General features: G+C 59.2%; 15 protein-coding genes. 5 read left to right on the plus strand and 10 right to left on the minus strand.

What is annotated here, in order from left to right:
• Positions 1 to 38: 38 nt before the first annotated feature.
• Positions 39 to 308 carry a cyclase gene (locus Q8M73_00345; GenBank protein ID MDP2287004.1) on the minus strand — a complete coding sequence of 90 codons (270 nt, stop codon included), beginning with the start codon at positions 306 to 308 and terminating at the stop codon, positions 39 to 41.
• A 157-nt stretch (positions 309 to 465) separates the two neighbouring features.
• Here Q8M73_00345 and Q8M73_00350 point away from each other — a divergent pair, with 157 nt between their 5' ends.
• A complete protein-coding gene (locus tag Q8M73_00350; protein MDP2287005.1) occupies positions 466 to 1,623 on the plus strand; it encodes an AI-2E family transporter in 1,158 nt (385 codons plus the stop codon).
• Here Q8M73_00350 and Q8M73_00355 read toward each other — a convergent pair.
• The 3 genes from Q8M73_00355 to Q8M73_00365 are packed head-to-tail and all read right to left on the minus strand — an operon-like array spanning position 1,612 to position 4,423.
• Complete coding sequence (locus Q8M73_00355; GenBank protein ID MDP2287006.1) at positions 1,612 to 2,580, minus strand: GGDEF domain-containing protein; 969 nt, start codon at positions 2,578 to 2,580, stop codon at positions 1,612 to 1,614. The two genes, Q8M73_00350 and Q8M73_00355, sit on opposite strands and share 12 nt — an antisense overlap.
• Before the next feature lie 35 nt (positions 2,581 to 2,615).
• Positions 2,616 to 3,278, minus strand: a complete 663-nt coding sequence (locus Q8M73_00360; protein MDP2287007.1) for a GAP family protein — start codon at positions 3,276 to 3,278, stop codon at positions 2,616 to 2,618.
• Entirely contained in the window at positions 3,275 to 4,423 is a 1,149-nt protein-coding gene (locus Q8M73_00365; GenBank protein MDP2287008.1) for a hypothetical protein, read from the minus strand. The genes Q8M73_00360 and Q8M73_00365 overlap by 4 nt, the downstream gene beginning before the upstream one ends.
• Before the next feature lie 95 nt (positions 4,424 to 4,518).
• On the opposite strand from Q8M73_00365, the gene Q8M73_00370 reads away from it, so the two are divergent.
• Positions 4,519 to 4,782, plus strand: a complete 264-nt coding sequence (locus tag Q8M73_00370; protein MDP2287009.1) for a hypothetical protein — start codon at positions 4,519 to 4,521, stop codon at positions 4,780 to 4,782.
• 27 nt (positions 4,783 to 4,809) lie between these two features.
• Here the strand turns inward: Q8M73_00370 and Q8M73_00375 are convergent, their stop codons facing one another.
• Positions 4,810 to 6,333 (minus strand): hypothetical protein, encoded by a 1,524-nt coding sequence (locus Q8M73_00375; protein ID MDP2287010.1) that lies wholly within the window; start codon positions 6,331 to 6,333, stop codon positions 4,810 to 4,812.
• Entirely contained in the window at positions 6,317 to 7,537 is a 1,221-nt protein-coding gene (locus Q8M73_00380) for an FAD-dependent oxidoreductase (protein ID MDP2287011.1), read from the minus strand. The genes Q8M73_00375 and Q8M73_00380 overlap by 17 nt, the downstream gene beginning before the upstream one ends.
• 64 nt (positions 7,538 to 7,601) lie before the next feature.
• Here Q8M73_00380 and purU point away from each other — a divergent pair, with 64 nt between their 5' ends.
• Entirely contained in the window at positions 7,602 to 8,453 is an 852-nt protein-coding gene (purU, locus tag Q8M73_00385; GenBank protein ID MDP2287012.1) for a formyltetrahydrofolate deformylase, read from the plus strand.
• Positions 8,454 to 8,468: 15 nt separating this feature from the next.
• Here the strand turns inward: purU and glgA are convergent, their stop codons facing one another.
• Positions 8,469 to 9,632 (minus strand): glycogen synthase, encoded by a 1,164-nt coding sequence (glgA, locus tag Q8M73_00390; GenBank protein MDP2287013.1) that lies wholly within the window; start codon positions 9,630 to 9,632, stop codon positions 8,469 to 8,471.
• Between the two features lie 64 nt (positions 9,633 to 9,696).
• Between glgA and glgC the strand changes: the two genes are divergently transcribed.
• Together glgC and Q8M73_00400 are read left to right on the plus strand one after the other, a co-directional pair.
• Positions 9,697 to 10,920: a glucose-1-phosphate adenylyltransferase gene (gene glgC / locus Q8M73_00395; GenBank protein ID MDP2287014.1), complete on the plus strand. Its 1,224-nt coding sequence runs from the start codon at positions 9,697 to 9,699 to the stop codon at positions 10,918 to 10,920.
• Positions 10,917 to 12,221, plus strand: a complete 1,305-nt coding sequence (locus tag Q8M73_00400; protein ID MDP2287015.1) for a trypsin-like serine protease — start codon at positions 10,917 to 10,919, stop codon at positions 12,219 to 12,221. Before glgC ends, Q8M73_00400 begins: the two co-directional genes overlap by 4 nt.
• Here the strand turns inward: Q8M73_00400 and Q8M73_00405 are convergent.
• From Q8M73_00405 to Q8M73_00415, 3 genes are read right to left on the minus strand one after another with little or no spacing between them, the layout of a single operon-like run.
• Positions 12,211 to 13,131, minus strand: coding sequence for an NUDIX domain-containing protein (locus Q8M73_00405; protein MDP2287016.1), 921 nt, complete (start codon positions 13,129 to 13,131; stop codon positions 12,211 to 12,213). The two genes, Q8M73_00400 and Q8M73_00405, sit on opposite strands and share 11 nt — an antisense overlap.
• Entirely contained in the window at positions 13,128 to 14,663 is a 1,536-nt protein-coding gene (locus tag Q8M73_00410; GenBank protein ID MDP2287017.1) for a CYTH and CHAD domain-containing protein, read from the minus strand. Before Q8M73_00410 ends, Q8M73_00405 begins: the two co-directional genes overlap by 4 nt.
• On the minus strand, positions 14,660 to 16,738 hold the full coding sequence (locus Q8M73_00415) for an RNA degradosome polyphosphate kinase (GenBank protein ID MDP2287018.1): 2,079 nt from the start codon (positions 16,736 to 16,738) through the stop codon (positions 14,660 to 14,662). Before Q8M73_00415 ends, Q8M73_00410 begins: the two co-directional genes overlap by 4 nt.
• Positions 16,739 to 16,742: the final 4 nt, after the last annotated feature.

Raw genomic sequence — 16,742 nt, forward strand, 5'->3', positions numbered from 1 at the left:
GGTGACCGTGAGGCAAAAAAGTGTCTTTAGGACGTAAGTCAGATGCTTTCGACAAACCAGACGTCGGGTGGACCCACAATGCCCGACTTCTCCATTGCCGTGCGCAGCTCACTTGAGTGAGCAAAATCCTTGGCCGCACGCACGGTATTGAGCTCATGTGCGACGGTGATTTCGTTGGGGTTGTCCACAGAGCGGAACACCGTTGCGGATGTAATGCCGGCAGCATCTCGAATCGATTGCCCCGAATCGTAGACGGCCTTCCAAGCTTCGAAGTTTTCAACCCTTGCCCGAACAAACACAGTGGTCATGGCGGTCTAGCTGATAGTCGCCGGCGTGTTGTTCGCTTCACACTATTGCGCTTCTCCTTGTTTTGCACCGTGTCGACGTGATTTGAAGGCGCACCTCTCATAGGGTGAAAACACGCGAAAAGCGGATGAAAGCATCTGCGGATTCTGGAGGGTTGCTGTGGCTAGCGACGAAATTTCCAAAGCCGAGCAAGATGCTGCCATCGCCGAGGCTGCCCAGGAAGCTGACGTCGTCACTCGGGTCGTCTTCTCGCCCTCGAATGTCTGGCGCATCGGCTTTGTGATCATGGGCGTGCTCGCCCTTGGACTGCTGTTTGCATTCATTCTCGAGGACGGCGGCAACGTCATCTTCACCGTTCTGATGTCCTGGTTTGCGGCCATCGCGATGGCTCCACTTGTCGATCGCCTCTCGAAGCGAATGCGAAGAGGTGTTGCGACCATCATCGTGATGCTAGGTGTGCTGGCCGCCATCGTGCTGTTCCTCGTCACCTTTGGCGCACTGCTGGTGGATCAGCTGAGTCAGTTTGTTGATCGGATCCCCGATCTCATCGATGGCGTTCTGTCCTGGATCAACGAAACGTTCAGCCAATCGATTTCACAGCAGGACATTCTCGATTCCTTCAACATCGACTCGAGCGATATCACAAGCATCGCAACAAAGCTCGGCGTCAATGTGCTGGGGTTCTTGAGCTCTGTTGTGGGAAGCGTGTTTGGCGTGTTCACATTTGCGCTGTTCACCTTCTATCTGTCAGCAGACATGCCGCGACTCAAGCGCTGGGTGTGCCAACTCTTCCCGACGCGCCATCAGGGCATTGTGGAGAATGTCTGGAGCATTACTGCGGAGAAGACAGGCGGGTACCTCGGTGCGCGGGTAGTGCTCGCGACCATCAACAGCGTTACGTCAGGCATCGTGTTTGCTGTGATCGGATTGCCGTACTGGCTTCCTTTGGCACTGTGGACCGGCATCGTTGCGCAGTTCGTACCCACCATCGGTACCTACATCGCAATCGTGCTACCAGTGATCGTGGGCTTGGCAAGTGATAATCCTTGGGACGGAGTGCTGGTCTTCGTGTGGGCTCTGATCTACCAGCAAGTGGAGAACCTCACTTTCGAGCCGAAGATCAGTGCGCGAGCAGTCGATGTGAATCCCGCGGTGGCGTTCGGCTCCGTCCTACTGGGTGCGGCGCTGTTCGGAGTCGCTGGTGCGTTCCTCGCAGTGCCCGTCACCGCGATGATGCTGGCCTTGCTCGACATTTACGGGAACAGATATGAGCTTTCCAAGGAAGTTACGACGATCGCGGCGAAGTCAGAGACCTGATTGCCGATGTCGCTTCGCTGACTTTGCTGCGTACATTGCGACATCGGCTTGCGCAATAGCTTCTGGGAAGCCGTGCACCACAGTGATCGGGGCCCAACCCAATGAGCCAGCGACCTTCGACAGTTCGAAGTTCGCGTAGATGCGCTCGACTATTGCCTCGGCCTGTTCCTCCGTGCAGTTCCTCAACAGGATTGCGAACTCGTCGCCGCCAAGCCGTGCAACAAAATCACCGGCCTTGACCGAGTTGGAAAGCTGCTTGGCAGCGGTCTGGATATAGAGGTCTCCAGCTGCGTGGCCCTGGGTGTCATTGACAGACTTCAGATGATCGAGATCCATCATCATCGCGACCGTGGGATCTGCATATCGCTCGTAGCGCTCGGCTTCTTCCGTCACAATTCGCTCCCAGGCGCGCCGGTTGTACAGACCCGTGAGCAAGTCAGTCTCAGCGGCCAGCTGAGCTTCCAGGAGTTCTTGCGCATGTCTATCGCGAGCACGATCAGACGCGAGCACCATGGAGAGCAACTGCCCGAGCAGGCCGATGGTGGGTTCAGCATCGCGAAGACGAGGGTCATCGATCTTCCGCTGAGGATCCAGACCACAAATAGCGCCGAAGAGCCCGCCGTCCTGATCGCGAATCGGTGAGCCGGCGTATGCGCCAATGTCGGTCGTTGCATTGACGCCAGCTGCTGCGTACTCGGGTACTGCTTGAGCATCGGGCGCCACGGCAGGCGTAGTCCCCTCAACCATGTGGATGCAGTAACTGTCCTCCCAGGGATGACCTGCGCCCTTGGTTATGTCATAGCTGTTGCCTTCGTTCATGTACATGAAGGTCTGGCGATCGTTCTCCACACGCGTGACGGACCACAGAGCCAGCGGCACGTGCTCAGACAGGTACTCGACTACCAGATTTGCCGCGTCATCGAAGTCCATGTCCGGCGGCAACAGAGGCAGATCCATCAGACCTCCCTGTCACGTTGGCGATACTGCCGTGGCTACGTGAGTGATCTTATGAGCAGAATCGCGCCGATGATGCCGAGTACTACAGCCATCAGAACACCGCTGTATTGCGAAAGCCAGTTGCGCCAATGTTCGAGCATGGGCTGCGAACTTGCTCCTCTGCTCAACACCAGAAGTGGAGGTACGGCTACGCCAATGCTGGCTACGAGAACGAATCCCAGCAGCACGATGATCTCGTCGCTCGTGGACAGACCGACTTCGACTAGCAATGCCATGGCGCTCAAGGTCAGCAGGATGTTCTTGGGATTGCCGGCTGACAGCAGGGCACCAAATCCAAAGGAGCGAAAGACTGAGATGTCAGCAAGAGAGGTCATCCAGCCAGGCTCGGCCTTGCTTTTGCGACCTCGCCACTGCCGCGCCGCTAGGACGAGCAGCCCGATCCCGAGGATGCCCTGAAGCCACCGCGCTAAGGGCGTGTCGCCTTCACTGCCGTACAGAGTCGTGTGGTTGCCCAGGGCAATCGCGATGCCGGCCAAGACGAGTAGTCCCAAGAACCAGCCCAGCAGCATGGAAGCACCGTTGGCGCGGCCGCGTGGGGTGAGCAGCACGAGCACAACCGCGATGATGGGCAGCGGATTGATACACACCGCGAGCGCAAGTGGAAGCAGTTGCACCCACGTTGAGAGCGCTGAACTCAAGAGCGTCCCTTGCTGCGTAGGGCTACTTGCAGCTTCTTCACTCGCTTCTTCAGGCGTTTCGGCCGTGATTGATCCTCTGAGGAGCGAAATCCATCCATTGCGCCGAGTATTGCGCTGATAGCTGCGCTGATGGGCATCGACGTGGGCTCTGCGTCGCTAATTGTTGGAGGCGCTTGGTAGCGCTGTGACAGCACGTCGAGATTACCGACGACGTGTACCCCGCTGTCGCGGATTGCCTCGACGTAAGTGGAAGCCAGATCGGCGGCGCGATCCAGTGCCCACTGGGGAGTGAGCATGCGGGATTCGAGTTGAGCGGGCCTGCGCCTCTCGATCATCCCCTTGATCAGTGAGTCATGGGCGGCATTGCCGTAGACCTTCCATCCCGGGCCGCCGCCAACTGACAAGTTGAGGTGGCGAAGGAACTCTGCTTCCTCCAGGGTCATGGACCGGTTCGCAGATTCCACTCGACGATTGAAAAGGGTGTCGGATGGGATCCCAAGGAGGGTTTCGAAGTTCCGGTAGATGTCATCTGGATCTGTGTCATCGACCACGATCACCGTCATGTTCTCTGGTCCTACCAATCCCGCCCAGCGCTGAACAACCTGATCGTGTCGATGGCGATTCCAGAAGGTTTGGGGCTTGGGCTCGGTGACTTCAGCGGCAAACACCTGTTCCAGCCAAAGTTCGTATCCCGTGGCATAGCCGGATTTCAGGATCTGCTGCCAGGCTGAGGGAAGGATGCGAGCTAGATTCCTCAGCGTTAGGACAACATGAACGCGTCCCAAGCCGATTCGCTGGATTATGCCCTCGGCGATCTCGTCACTTGATTCGGCGAAGAACTCACTTGAGCACACGGTGATACCGGAGTAGTTGTGCGCATCATCGACAAAATGGTTCCACATGTCAGGGTCTGGTGGCGGTGCGCCTCCTACTCGCCAGCCTAGGCGACGGTTCATCGCTGACGACGCCACGAGCCGATGAGCCTGGAGGGATCCGGGGTAGGCGATACCGAGTGCTGCCAGTTCAGCTCGGGAATTTGCAAGCGCGGACTGAATTGCGGTCGTCCCCGTCTTGTGTACTCCGATGTGCAGGACAATCGACCCTGGAGTGAGCGCAAGTGGCCCGACTTCGGCTGGCTTTGGCACGTTCTGACTCTATCGCTGGGGGTGATGATCTGCAGACGCCTGCCCACTGCGAACATATGCGCACATTCCGCCACTTTCGAGCGAAGGGCACCACAATGTCAGCTCCAGATGCAACTGATGGTATTGAAATCGGCGAGGACATCGACGTAGCAGTCGTGCTCGACGAAAATGACGAAGTGCTCGGTGCAGTTGTTGACGATCTGCTGGTGGCGACCAGTGTCGATGGAACGATTGTTGATGAAACCATTGACATCCTGGACGCCGACGGCAACATTGTGCTTGAGGACGAGATTGTTGACGTGTACGACGCAGATGGTCAATTGGTGGCTGAGACCGAGGTCATCACCGCGATCGAGTAGTGCTCGACCGGGGCCCGTTGGGCCTTGCTACTGGCGCGACTCGAAAAGACCGAGCATCGCAGCGAAAGTCAGGACCGAGCGCGGGGCATAGGCAGTGCGCCACAGTCCGCTGTGAATGGCATTGCTGGAGATCAGTTCGAGCGGATTCTGCAGTGGGGTTGTCGGCTGTGCTTTGCTCAGTGGATTGCGCAGATCATGCACGAGCAGTCCGGCCATCAATGCTGTCGAGGTGGCGGGCTCAAAGACCTCAATGCCGAATCGTGCGGCACCGCTGTAGCCAGCCTTCAGTGCTCGGCTCTTGATGACTGACTGGGTGCGTGTCATCGGAGCGATGTTCATGGATACAGCAGAGCCCTCGCTGTGAGCCACCAGCGCCCGCCAGCGCTGCAGATGTTTGGCAAGGATGTAGTTGGGCCCTTGCTGTTCAATGATCGAATCATTGAGACCGTGCAATGCGTCGACTTGAGCAGTTGTTGCCGAGTAGTTCGGCTCAAATTTGCGAGCCATGCGCATCGGCAGTTGCAGGACTGTGGTGACACCACGAGCGCGCCATCGTCGTTGTGATTCCTCAACTGCGGCGATCGGCACGAGGTTCACGTCAGTAGGAGAAGCAAGGTAGGCGAGTTGGAGTGGACGTCCGGACCTTCGCAGCGACTCCACGATGACATCGACCGCGACACTCAGGCGCACATGCTTTGCCCCGTCTGCATAGGCGTAGGACCCCACGGTGAGACGACCATCACCTCGCGCCAGCCACCGAGCGATCTCCGGAGTGTCGACAAGAAGGTCGATCCCGGCAATCCCTGCGATGACGTGATCTTCGTCAGGATGCACAACTGAGTGGTCGTCTTCAGGCGGAGCCATGGGAATGTGCAGAGTTCCAGAGGTTGCTCGAGCGATGGCAATCAGGCGAGTCCACGTGGCAGCCTGCGGCAGGTCGATCGCGTGCACGGTTGCGCCCCACCGCAGCAGTGATCTGGTTGGCGCCATCTCGGCACCAGCACCCAGGACGGCTATCTCAAGGTCAGACAGATCAAGCCAGTCTGGATTGTCCAGTAGCAAGTTGAGCGACGCTGCGAACTCCGGCTCGGCGATACCGGCCTGCACCCACTGATCCAACTGCTTGCGCAGATCCCCATCGAAGAGTCGCTGCCCTCGATAGGGAACTGAGAATCCAGTTTCACCAGCGGACCTCCCGCGAATGGTCGCTGTGCCAAGCCGACCCTGCGTTGCAAGAGCGGAGTCCAGGGTGCCCAGTTCGCCGGCACGTGAGAACTGGAATCTGCGATACGCGGATGCCAAGCCGTCAGCAGCCATCTGCGCTGCAGCCAGCGGGTGCTGAGCAGCTGCAAGCACCGAGTCCCTGACTGGGGTCAGGTAGCCGTGACGCCAATCATCGGTGTGCTCGATACGGGCGGCCAGCAGAGGGTCGATGCCTCGAACGCTGTCGGCCAGGATTGCTCGGCCAGTTGCCAGCGAACTGACCCGTCCATCACCACCCACAGGGAAGGCGATGCCCTCACTGGGTGCCGGTTCAGTGAGGTTCCGCATTTTCTGACAATAGCCCCGTGCTGAGAATCCTTGAGTTGAAGGTTTTGCGGTATCGAGCCAGCTCAGCTGTGCGATTGATGCCAATCACGGCCACCAGCCCGATGGAATCTCGACACTCGATGATGCATGCGCCTTCGTCGGTCATCTCCAAGACGGTGTGTTCAATTGCCAGCTCTGGAATTCCGAAGGACTGAATTTGCAGGTCGTACTGGTCTGACCAGAAGCTAGGAACCGCGGCAAAGGCGGGCAGCTCCAGGTAACCGGTTGAAAGCAGCGCCTGCATTGCCCTTCCTGCATAGGTGCCCATGTCAGCGGCGACAGTCCAATGCTCAACGCGACGAGCATCGCTGCCGAACAATGCGTTGGGGTGTTGTGCAATGTCTCCGCAGGCAAAGACGGCCCCATGTGCATCGCTCACGCGCAGGTGGTGATCAACCAGAAGTCCATTGCTTGTCTGAAGTCCTTGACCATTCAGGCAGTCGATGTTTGGAATTGAGCCGACTGCCTCGAGCACGAGATCGGTGTGGAGTGCTGTGCCATCGCTGAGCAGGACCTCGCGTATCTGGGTATCTCCACGGTATTCGAGCACTGATTGCTCGTATATGAACCGCACACCGTGTTCTCGATGGCGCTGGTTGACGATCGTGGCGATCGTTTCTCCCAGCGCTGACGCCAGTGGCAGTGGCTCGGGGGAGATCACAGTGACCTGACATCCGCGTACGGCGGCGGCGGCGGCGACTTCGCATCCGATGAATCCAGAACCGATGATGCTGACGCGCGCACCTGGCCGCAATTGATCGGCGAGAGCCGCCGCCTGAGCCAGGCTTCGCAACAGGTATCTGCCACGAGTCGGTCCGGCTATTGGAAGAGTTCTCGGGCGGAGTCCGGGCGCGAGGATCAATCCCTCATAGAGCAACTCACCTGTGGCGCCATCAGCATCAATGAATTGCAGTGACTGCTGCGCGAGATTGACCTGTCGGACAGTCGAGCCAAGTTTCCACGTGAAGTGCGAGTCACTTTGCTTCAACGGCATCGGAAAGCTGCCTGTGCTGGACACGGCGAGTGCCTCTTTGGAGACCGAGGGGCGGTAGATCGGTGATTCATCGCCGAGGATGGTGATCTGACCAAGGTAGCCAGCGGCGCTGAGCGACTCAGCAGCTCGCACTCCCGCGATACCGGCGCCGATGACGGCTACTCCGCTCATCTCATAACGCCCATCATCTGGGGCACGCTACCTGTGAGCGTCTGCATCTCGTAGATTGCATGGCGTGACCGATAACAAGCACTACATCCTCACCTTCAGGTGTGTTGATGGTCCTGGAATCGTGTACGCGATCACCGGCGCCCTGCTCGATGTGCAGGGCAACATTCTTGAGCAGGCCCAATTCACTGATGAGGATTCGGGCATTTTCAGCATGCGCACCAAATTTGAATCGCCGCTGGAGCTCGAAGCGGTTCAATCTGCGCTTCAGGCTCGCGTGGCCGGTTTTGAGCCGGAACTATCGCTGAGGCATGAGACTGATCGCCGTCGGGCGCTCATCATGGTCTCAAAGCACGATCACTGCCTGGTCGACCTGCTGTATCGCCACGAGATCGGTGAGCTGCCTATCGACATCCCGCTCATCGTGTCCAATCACCCTGACTGCGAGCACATCGCCAAGCGTCATGGCATTGAATTTGTATACCTGCCGGTGACGCCGGAGACACGCGCGAGCCAGGAGTCAGAGCTTCTGAGTCTTGCCAAGGCGCACGATGTGGACGTCGTGGTACTCGCCCGATACATGCAGGTGCTCAGCGAACACCTGTGTGCCGAGCTGGCCGGGCGAATCATCAATATTCATCATTCGTTCCTGCCCGGATTCAGAGGAGCTCGTCCCTACCAGCAGGCACACGATCGCGGCGTGAAGCTCATCGGAGCCACCGCACATTTCGTGACTGCCCAGCTTGATGAAGGTCCGATCATCGAGCAGGCGGTTGAGCGAGTGACGCACGCGCAGACAGCTGCTGACCTTGCCGAGATTGGGCGAGATGTTGAGCGCGTTGTGCTGGCGCGGGCCGTGCGTCTGTTCGCTGAAGATCGAATCATGCTGACCGGTACCAGAACAGTCGTCTTTCAGTAGAACTGCGAAGGAACTTCAGCTCTCGATTGCGGCTCGGTACACATCAACTGTCTGCTCGGCAATGGCATCCCAGCCAAAGTGTGCAACTGCACGTTCACGCCCGGCTTGGCCCATGAGGACGGCTCGAGCGGGATCCTCGATGAGGGCATTCACAGCGTTGGCGAACGCCCGTTCAAAGCCTGCTGGATCATCGACGTCGTAATGCACAAGCAAGCCGGTCTGGCCATCGGCGACGACTTCTGGAATCCCGCCAACATCGCTGGCGATCACGGCCGTCTCACAGGCCATTGCCTCCAGATTCACGATGCCAAGCGGTTCGTAGATAGACGGGCACAAAAAGGCGAGGGCATTTGAGAACAACTCGATCAGGGTGTCTCGATCGACCTGCTTCTCGATCCAAATGACACTGTCGGTGCCGCGCGCGGCGCGCAGTTCACGAACGGCTTCTGCGGTCTCGACCTCAATCTCGGCTGTGTCCGCAGCTGAAGCGCACATCACCAGCGGAATATCGCCGGCAAACTGCTGCGCTGCACGGAGTAGATGGACTAGACCCTTTTGCCGTGTGATGCGGCCGACGAAGAGGAGGTAGGGCTTGTCCGGATTGACCCCCAGCCGCTCGAAGCTTCCGATGCTGCTCTGTGGCTGGTAGATCGAGGTGTCAATGCCGTTGTGCACGACGTGTACGCGGGCCGGGTCGACGAAGGGGTAGGAGGCAAGGACGTCGTTGCGCATGCCATTGCTGACAGCAATGACCGCCTTGGCCTCGGCATAGGACGAACGCTCGACCCAGGACGAGACGTGGTACCCACCACCGAGCTGTTCCTCCTTCCAGGGTCGCATCGGCTCCAGGGAGTGAGCAGTGATGACGTGCGGGATTCCGTAGAGAAGTGAGGCCACGTGCCCGGCGAGGTTGGTGTACCAGGTGTGGGAGTGCACTAGATCCACGTTGGCCACCGCCATTGCCATCTCAAGATCCACCCCAAGGGTCTGGATTGCCTGGTTGGCTCCGTGCAGTGAGGTTGGCACGGGGTGGGCCGTCGCGTCAGCGCGATGCCCGCCGAAGCAGTGCACGTAGACAGGGGTCAATCTGCGCAACTCGTGAACGAGTTGATCGACGTGCACACCAGCCCCGCCGTAGATCTCCGGCGGCCATTCGCGAGTGAGGATTCCAATGCGCACATGATGAGCATAGGCATTTGATGTGAAGCGGGTCGCGTGGGCATTTCGGCACTAAGGTTTAAGGGTGAGCGCGGATCCACATGTGCTAGCTATGGTCCTCGCCGGAGGCGAGGGCAAGCGACTCATGCCCTTGACCGGAGACCGCGCCAAGCCTGCAGTTCCCTTCGGTGGCTCCTACCGCCTCATCGATTTTGTTCTGTCCAATCTCATCAACGCAGGTCTGCGACGCGTGTGCGTTCTCACGCAGTACAAATCACACTCCCTTGACCGCCACGTGACTCAGACCTGGCGCATGCCCACGCTTTTGGGTGACTACGTCACGCCTGTGCCGGCTCAACAGCGCTTGGGTCCGCGTTGGTACACCGGCAGCGCTGATGCCATCTTCCAAAGCCTCAATTTGGTGCACGACGAAGCTCCCGAATATGTCGTCGTTTTCGGTGCCGATCACGTGTATCGCATGGATCCCATGCAGATGATCGCGGCGCACATTGATTCGGGCGCGGCTGTGACTGTTGCGGGTATCCGGATGGCGCAGTCTGAAGCTCATGACTTCGGAGTGATCCAGACGGCAGCTGATGGGCACACGATCACTGAGTTCCTTGAGAAGCCAGCGAATCCGCCGACAATCCCAGGCGACGATCTGTCCAGCTACGTCTCCATGGGCAACTACGTATTCTCAACTGAAGCGTTGATTGACGTGCTGCGTGAAGATGCGGCGGACCCTTCCTCCTTGCACGATATGGGCGGCAACATCATTCCGATGCTTACCGCTCGCGGCGAGGCTCGCGTGTACGACTTTGCCACCAACGTGGTCCCTGGTGCCACTGAACGCGACGGTGGGTATTGGCGCGATGTCGGAACCCTCGACAGTTACCACGATGCGCACATGGATCTTGTCTCTGTGCACCCGATCTTCAATCTGTACAACCGCCGCTGGCCGATCCTGTCGCACTTGCCCTCGCTGCCTCCAGCAAAGTTCGTTGAGGGCGGCAACGCGCATGAGTCGATGGTCGGCGCCGGCACGATCATCTCCGGGGCGCACGTGCGTACGTCCGTTATCGCCTCAAATGTGTCTGTCGAATCTGGTGCTTATGTAGAGGGCAGCGTCTTGATGCCTGGTGTGCGTATCGGACGCAATGCAGTGGTGCGCAGGGCGATTCTTGACAAGAACGTCGTCATTCCAGACGGTGCCCAGATTGGCGTTGACACAGAGCGAGATCGAAGCGTCTACACCGTGAGCGATGCAGGTATCGTCGTTCTGGGTAAGGGCACTCAGGCCGCTCGATGAAAACTCGGCTCGTTGCCATCCTGGCGGCGATTGTCACGTGCGTCACGCCGGCGGTGGCGAATGCGGCTCCCCAGAGTATTCCGCGCATCATCGGCGGCAGCCCCAGCGCAATCGATCAGTCGCCCTGGCAGGTGTTGATCATCATGCGCAATTCATTGCAGTGCTCTGGCACCCTGGTGAGCACGACGACCATCATCACCGCGGCGCACTGTCTGAACGGGTACACCGCTGCCGATGTTCGAGTGTGGGGCGGGATCTCCAAGACGAGTGACCGCTCGCAGTTGAAGGAACTGCCTGTGGCATCGATTACTCCTCATCCAGATTTTCGTCTCGACACCTTTGACAATGACATCGGCTTGATCACCCTCAGTCGCCCGATCGATCTCACCGGAAATCTGCAAGCACTTGCTCTGCCTTTCGGTCAGGATGCGGGTACCTGGCCGGCCAGCGGAGCAAGCGCTGTGGTGGCGGGCTGGGGTGTCACCAACCCCACAGGCACGAATACGACCGATCAATTGATGCGAGCTGACGTCCTGATCCTTGCTGGTCCGAATGATCCGTGCGGGCAGTACGGGCCGGACGTGGATCCGATGCAGGATGTGTGTGCTGGTTCGCCAACAGGCGCCGTCGACACCTGCCAGGGCGACAGCGGTGGACCACTTGTGGTGTCCGCACCAGTCCCGACCCTTGCTGGCGTAGTGAGCTTTGGCACTGAGTGTGCCAAAGCAGGGTATCCGGGCCTGTACACCCGACTGACGACCTTTCTTCCGTGGCTGCAGTCCAGGATCGATCTGCCGGTAGCCGTGCCAGCTACCCCAACAGGACTGGTCGTGCGGGCATCGCAAGGACGCGTGGATGTGTCGTGGAACCCGATCTCCGGTGCAGGAGCTGGCTCCACCAAATGGCAGGTCACCGCGATGCCCGGTGGCCAGACGTGCTCGACCATGTCAACTGCGTGCGTCTTCACTCAACTCACCCCAGGCACCGAAGTCACATTCACCGTGCAGGGAAGCAATGGCTTTGGACCCGGATTGGCGAGCGCACCGACCCTGCCGGTCAGGGTGACTGGCGGTGAGAGCGTGGTCGGCGCCCGGCTCGCAGTGAACTCACTGGCATTCTGGCTTGGCTTGGATCCGGCTTCGATATCACGGGTGGTGGTGCGGACGCCGCGCGTGTGCCTGGTGGCCGGTGCCAGAGTTCGCATGAAGAGCACAGGTATCTGCGTTGTGCAGCTGAATCAAGGGCGCAAGGTTCAGACTGTGACCGTGCGGGTATTGCCTGTGGGCGGCCCTACTCGTTGAGGTCGTGCCTCTCGATGCTGACAAGGCGGGGGGTTCCATCAGGCGCGAAGGCCCGGTGCAGCACGATGAAGGCCCCCGGCTGCATTCGCGGATCCCATGCCGGTCGAGTGCAGTCCTCGCCCATGGCCTCGGCAAGTGTTTCCAGGATTGTGGGCAGCACTGGTCGATGCGAGCAGATCACCATTGCATGATGCTGACTGACCAGATCGCGAATGCGCGCCGCCGTCTTCTTTGGATTTGAGTCGTAGTTCTCCTCGCTCAGAGCCGACTCAGAAATGACGGGCACTTGGGCGTATTTGGCGAATTTCTTCACGGTCTGCATGCAGCGCTCGGCATCTGATGAATGCACGGCCAAAATACCGTAGGCATCAAGCAGCGGAACGAGGGCTTTTGCTTGACTTCGACCCTTGCCGCTGACTGGCCGCTGATGATCGTGCTTGCCCTTGAAATCAGAGCGCTTTGCTGCTTGCGCATGGCGCAAGATGATCAGCGGAACAGTCGGTGGCAGAGTCGCAGCTTGTTCGACCAAGTCGGCATCGCGTTCGTAGGTCAGTAGTTGCCTCGCCTGTGCGACAGGCATCCAGCGAATCTCATCGACCTCGTCGTCTGGGAGAAATTCCTCTTCGCTGGCAACGCGTGCCGCCCAATAGTCCACAGTCTTTGGCAGCCCTAACGCTTCGTACTCCAATGTGGGCAGGCGCGGACCGAGCACGGCTTGGACGCCGGTTTCCTCATCGCATTCGCGGACAGCAGCCGCGATGACATGTTCGCCCATGTCGATCTTGCCCTTGGGCAGTGACCAGTCACTTCGATGAGGGCGATGGACGATCAAGGTTTCGTATCGCCCTTGCGCACCCCGCATGAGCACAACGCCAGCTGCACGAATCGGAAGCATGCCGCTGTCGCTCATAGCAAACCCGAATGTCGCGCAGCTTTTCTCGTCGTGCTCCAGGCGTCTGCGAAATTCAGGCGGCCCTCGTATTCGGACTCGACCTCGATCGCGTGCAGCAGGCCAAGAGCGAAGCCGGTCTGCCCGTTGGTATCGGGGTGCTGTGCCAACTCCTGCACGAACATCTGAGCCACATATGCATCTTGATGGTCCCCCAGAAGCTCGGTGATCTCGGCAAGTGACTTGGCAAAGCGGCGCACAGCGCCAGATGGAAATACCGGCAGCACTGCATCAACGGCGTAACGGGCGCGCTTGGCCTTGATTCGGGCGCGGTGCCACTCATCAGGGGGCCCTTCCAGCTCCAACTTGCGACAGGACTTCGCAAGGGCATTCCAGGCATGCGCGACCAAGGGGGGCAGTACGTCCTCGCAGGCCTGGTAGGCATCGTCCAGAAGCCGTGGCTCACGCGCTGCACTGATGAGATCTTCGATCAGGTAGGTGTGCCGGTCGCTGCGCAGAGCGGCCATCGCCCCTGAACGCGCGCCTTCCACGCGCCGATCCAAGGCCGTTCGGGTCGCATCCTGCGCCATCTGAGACTGCGGTTCTGGCAAGAGAGCGCTGTGCGCGATGAGCCGCTCTTCGAGAACCTCGCTGTCGCGAATGATGCCCATCTCTGTGGCCAGCCAAGCAAGTTCCTCTTCGAGCTGCTCTGCCCATTCATGCTCGAGCAGCGGATCAAAGGTGCGCAGAATGCTGCGCAGTCGTCGGCCTGCAACGCGGACCTGATGGACGGCGTCAGGCAGATCGCGACGTACTGCTACGTCGGCAAAGATCAGAGCGCGCACGTGACCGGCAATTGTCGAACGGACCGCGTCCGCTGCAATGCCAGTACGGGGGGGCATCGGGAGTTCAGGGACATCGGCCGGCGCGGACGCACGTGGCCCCAGGGCTGCGGCTGCCTTGCTCATGGTTCCGGGAACGGCACCGGCGTTGAGCAATGCGCCGCTCAAGCGATCCATGGCGTCCAGCGCGTCTGGATTCTCATTGTCGAGCAATTCGATTTCGAGTTCACGGAAGATCGCCAGAGCAGTGCCGCTCCGATCGACAACCGTGACAGTGTCATCGACGATCTCAACAAGCGGAACCCCGTTGCTATTGCTGACAATGCGCGGCGTGCGTTGCGTGCGCAATTCAACAACCGGCGTCAATGCCTGCGCGCGTACGAGGGGACCGATGATGTCTGCCAACTCGGCAGGAATCTGTCCGATCGCGCCCGACTCAAGTGGAGTCTGCAGTTCATCGCGAACCCAGTCACCCGCACCGAACACTGGAAGCTTGAGGTGCCAGCCCTGATCGGCTCCGCCCTCGCGTCGACGCAGGGTTACCTTCCAGCGGAACAAGGTGAGGTCTGCGGTGTCGTGATACACCGCAGTCATAGCAACGGTTGGCTGCTCTTCAAGCTGTTCGACCACGGTGGAGAGATCTGGCCATGTGAACATCGCATGGACCCGGAATTTGCGCTCGATCTCCCGATGGCTTGTCGGTGCGCTCACGAGACACCCGAATGACGTGCGCGCGCCATCAAAGTCTCCTGATAATCGGGGAGCAGGGTGCCGTCATCGGCGTACACCCTGCGCGTCCAGACCCCTTCCTCCGAAAGATTCCAGACGCAGAAGTCACCACCCATGGCCATGTCGAATAGCTCATTGACCCACGCGATCTGCGTGCCTTCGACCAAGCGCACGAGAGTCTCGACTCGTCTGTCAAGATTTCGATGCATCATGTCGGCTGAGCCGATCCACACTTGCCGATCCCCGCCATTTTCGAAGCAGTAGGCACGTGAGTGCTCCAGGAAGCGACCCAGGATGCTCACCACTCGGATGGTCTCGCTCAAGCCTGGAACTCCGGGGCGCAGGGCGCAGATGCCTCGTACCCAGACGTCGACCGGCACTCCAGCCTGTGAAGCGCGGTAGAGCGCATCAATGACGGGCTCGTCGACAAGGGCGTTGCACTTGAAGCGGATTCCAGAGGTCACTCCGGCCTCGTGGTTTTCGATCTCTCGCTCAATGCGCTCGACTAGGCCTGTGCGAACTGAATGTGGAGCCACCAGCAGTCGTGCGTACTCAGTGTTCATCGAATAGCCCGAGAGCACGTTGAACAGATTCGAGACATCCTCGCCAACCTCGGCCGAGCAGGTCAGCAGGCCCATGTCCTCGTAGAGCCGTGCGGTCTTGGGGTGGTAGTTGCCGGTGCCCAGATGGCAGTAGCGACGCAGTTGGTCGCCGTCGTTGCGCACCACCATCGATGCCTTGCTGTGCGTCTTGAGTCCGACCAGTCCGTACACCACGTGGACGCCGGCTTCTTCAAGCTTGCGACTCCAGTCGATGTTGTTCTGCTCATCGAAGCGAGCCTTGATCTCAACGATCGCAAGCACTTGCTTGCCGTTCTGCGCTGCATTGATCAGTGCATCGACGATGGGCGAATCGCCAGAGGTCCGATAGAGGGTCTGCTTGATGGCAAGCACATGCGGATCGATTGCTGCCTGTTCCAGGAACAGTTGCACGCTGGTACTGAATGAGTCGTAGGGATGGTGCAGCAGGACATCTCGCTCTCGAACCACTGCGAAGATGTCAGGCGCGTGTGAAGTCTCGACTTCAGACAGGGTCCGTGAGGTGTGCGAGACGTAGACCGCCTGCTTCAGGTCAGGACGATCGAGCTCGACGAAGCCCCAAAGTCCCGTCAGATCAAGGGGTCCTGGGATTCGGAAGACCTCACTTTCAGTGATGTCCAATTCGCTGGTCAGCAGCTCGAGCACATAGGGGTCGATCGAGGCCTCGACCTCAAGGCGCACCGGGGGCCCGAATCGGCGGCGCATGAGTTCGCGTTCAAGGGCGAGCAGCAGGTTTTCAGCATCGTCTTCTTCAACTTCAACATCTTCGTTGCGAGTCACGCGAAAACTGTGATGCTGCAAGATCTGCATACCCGGAAAGAGTTCGCTGAGCCGGGAAGCGATGACATCTTCTAAAGGCACAAAACGTTGCGATCCCAGCGGCACAAATCGAGGCAGGGACGGCGGAACCTTGACGCGTGCGAAGAGTTCGTTTCCAGTAATTGGATTGCGCACCACTACAGCAAGGTTGAGTGAGAGCCCGCTGATGTAGGGAAATGGGTGCGATGGGTCAACGGCCAAAGGGGTGAGGACCGGAAAGACCTGCGCATGGAAGAACTTGTCGAGCGAAGAGCGCTCGTCTTGAGTCAGTTGCTCATAGCGGAGGAGCTCGATTCCCTTTTCGGCCAGACCGGGCAGCACCTCGGCCTGAAAGACCTGGGCATGCTCGCGCTGAAGAGAGTGGGCGCGGTCCCAGATGGACTCCAGCACCTCTTTGGGGTTGTTGCCGCTTGCTGAGCGGACGGCAATGCCGGTGGCGATGCGTCGCTTCAAACCGGCAACGCGCACCATGAAGAACTCGTCGAGGTTGCTGGCAAAGATAGCGAGAAACTTCGCCCGCTCCAGAATCGGCAGGTTCTTGTCTTCTGCGAGTTCAAGGACCCGCTGATTGAAGGACAGCCATGACAGCTCCCGATCGAGAAATCGCTCGGCGGGGACGGTCTCTGATGAACTTGTCACGCTG

Source organism: Actinomycetota bacterium (genome assembly GCA_030684515.1).
Lineage (GTDB): Bacteria > Actinomycetota > Actinomycetes > S36-B12 > S36-B12 > UBA11398.

Excerpts from the sequence above, each read along its gene's own strand:
- Q8M73_00345 (MDP2287004.1), bottom strand. The coding sequence starts at position 308 with ATGACCACTGTGTTTGTTCGGGCAAGGGTTGAAAACTTCGAAGCTTGG.
- Q8M73_00355 (MDP2287006.1), bottom strand. The coding sequence starts at position 2,580 with ATGGATCTGCCTCTGTTGCCGCCGGACATGGACTTCGATGACGCGGCA.
- Q8M73_00370 (MDP2287009.1), top strand. The coding sequence starts at position 4,519 with ATGTCAGCTCCAGATGCAACTGATGGTATTGAAATCGGCGAGGACATC.
- Q8M73_00375 (MDP2287010.1), bottom strand. The coding sequence starts at position 6,333 with ATGCGGAACCTCACTGAACCGGCACCCAGTGAGGGCATCGCCTTCCCT.
- Q8M73_00380 (MDP2287011.1), bottom strand. The coding sequence starts at position 7,537 with ATGAGCGGAGTAGCCGTCATCGGCGCCGGTATCGCGGGAGTGCGAGCT.
- Q8M73_00400 (MDP2287015.1), top strand. The coding sequence starts at position 10,917 with ATGAAAACTCGGCTCGTTGCCATCCTGGCGGCGATTGTCACGTGCGTC.
- Q8M73_00405 (MDP2287016.1), bottom strand. The coding sequence starts at position 13,131 with ATGAGCGACAGCGGCATGCTTCCGATTCGTGCAGCTGGCGTTGTGCTC.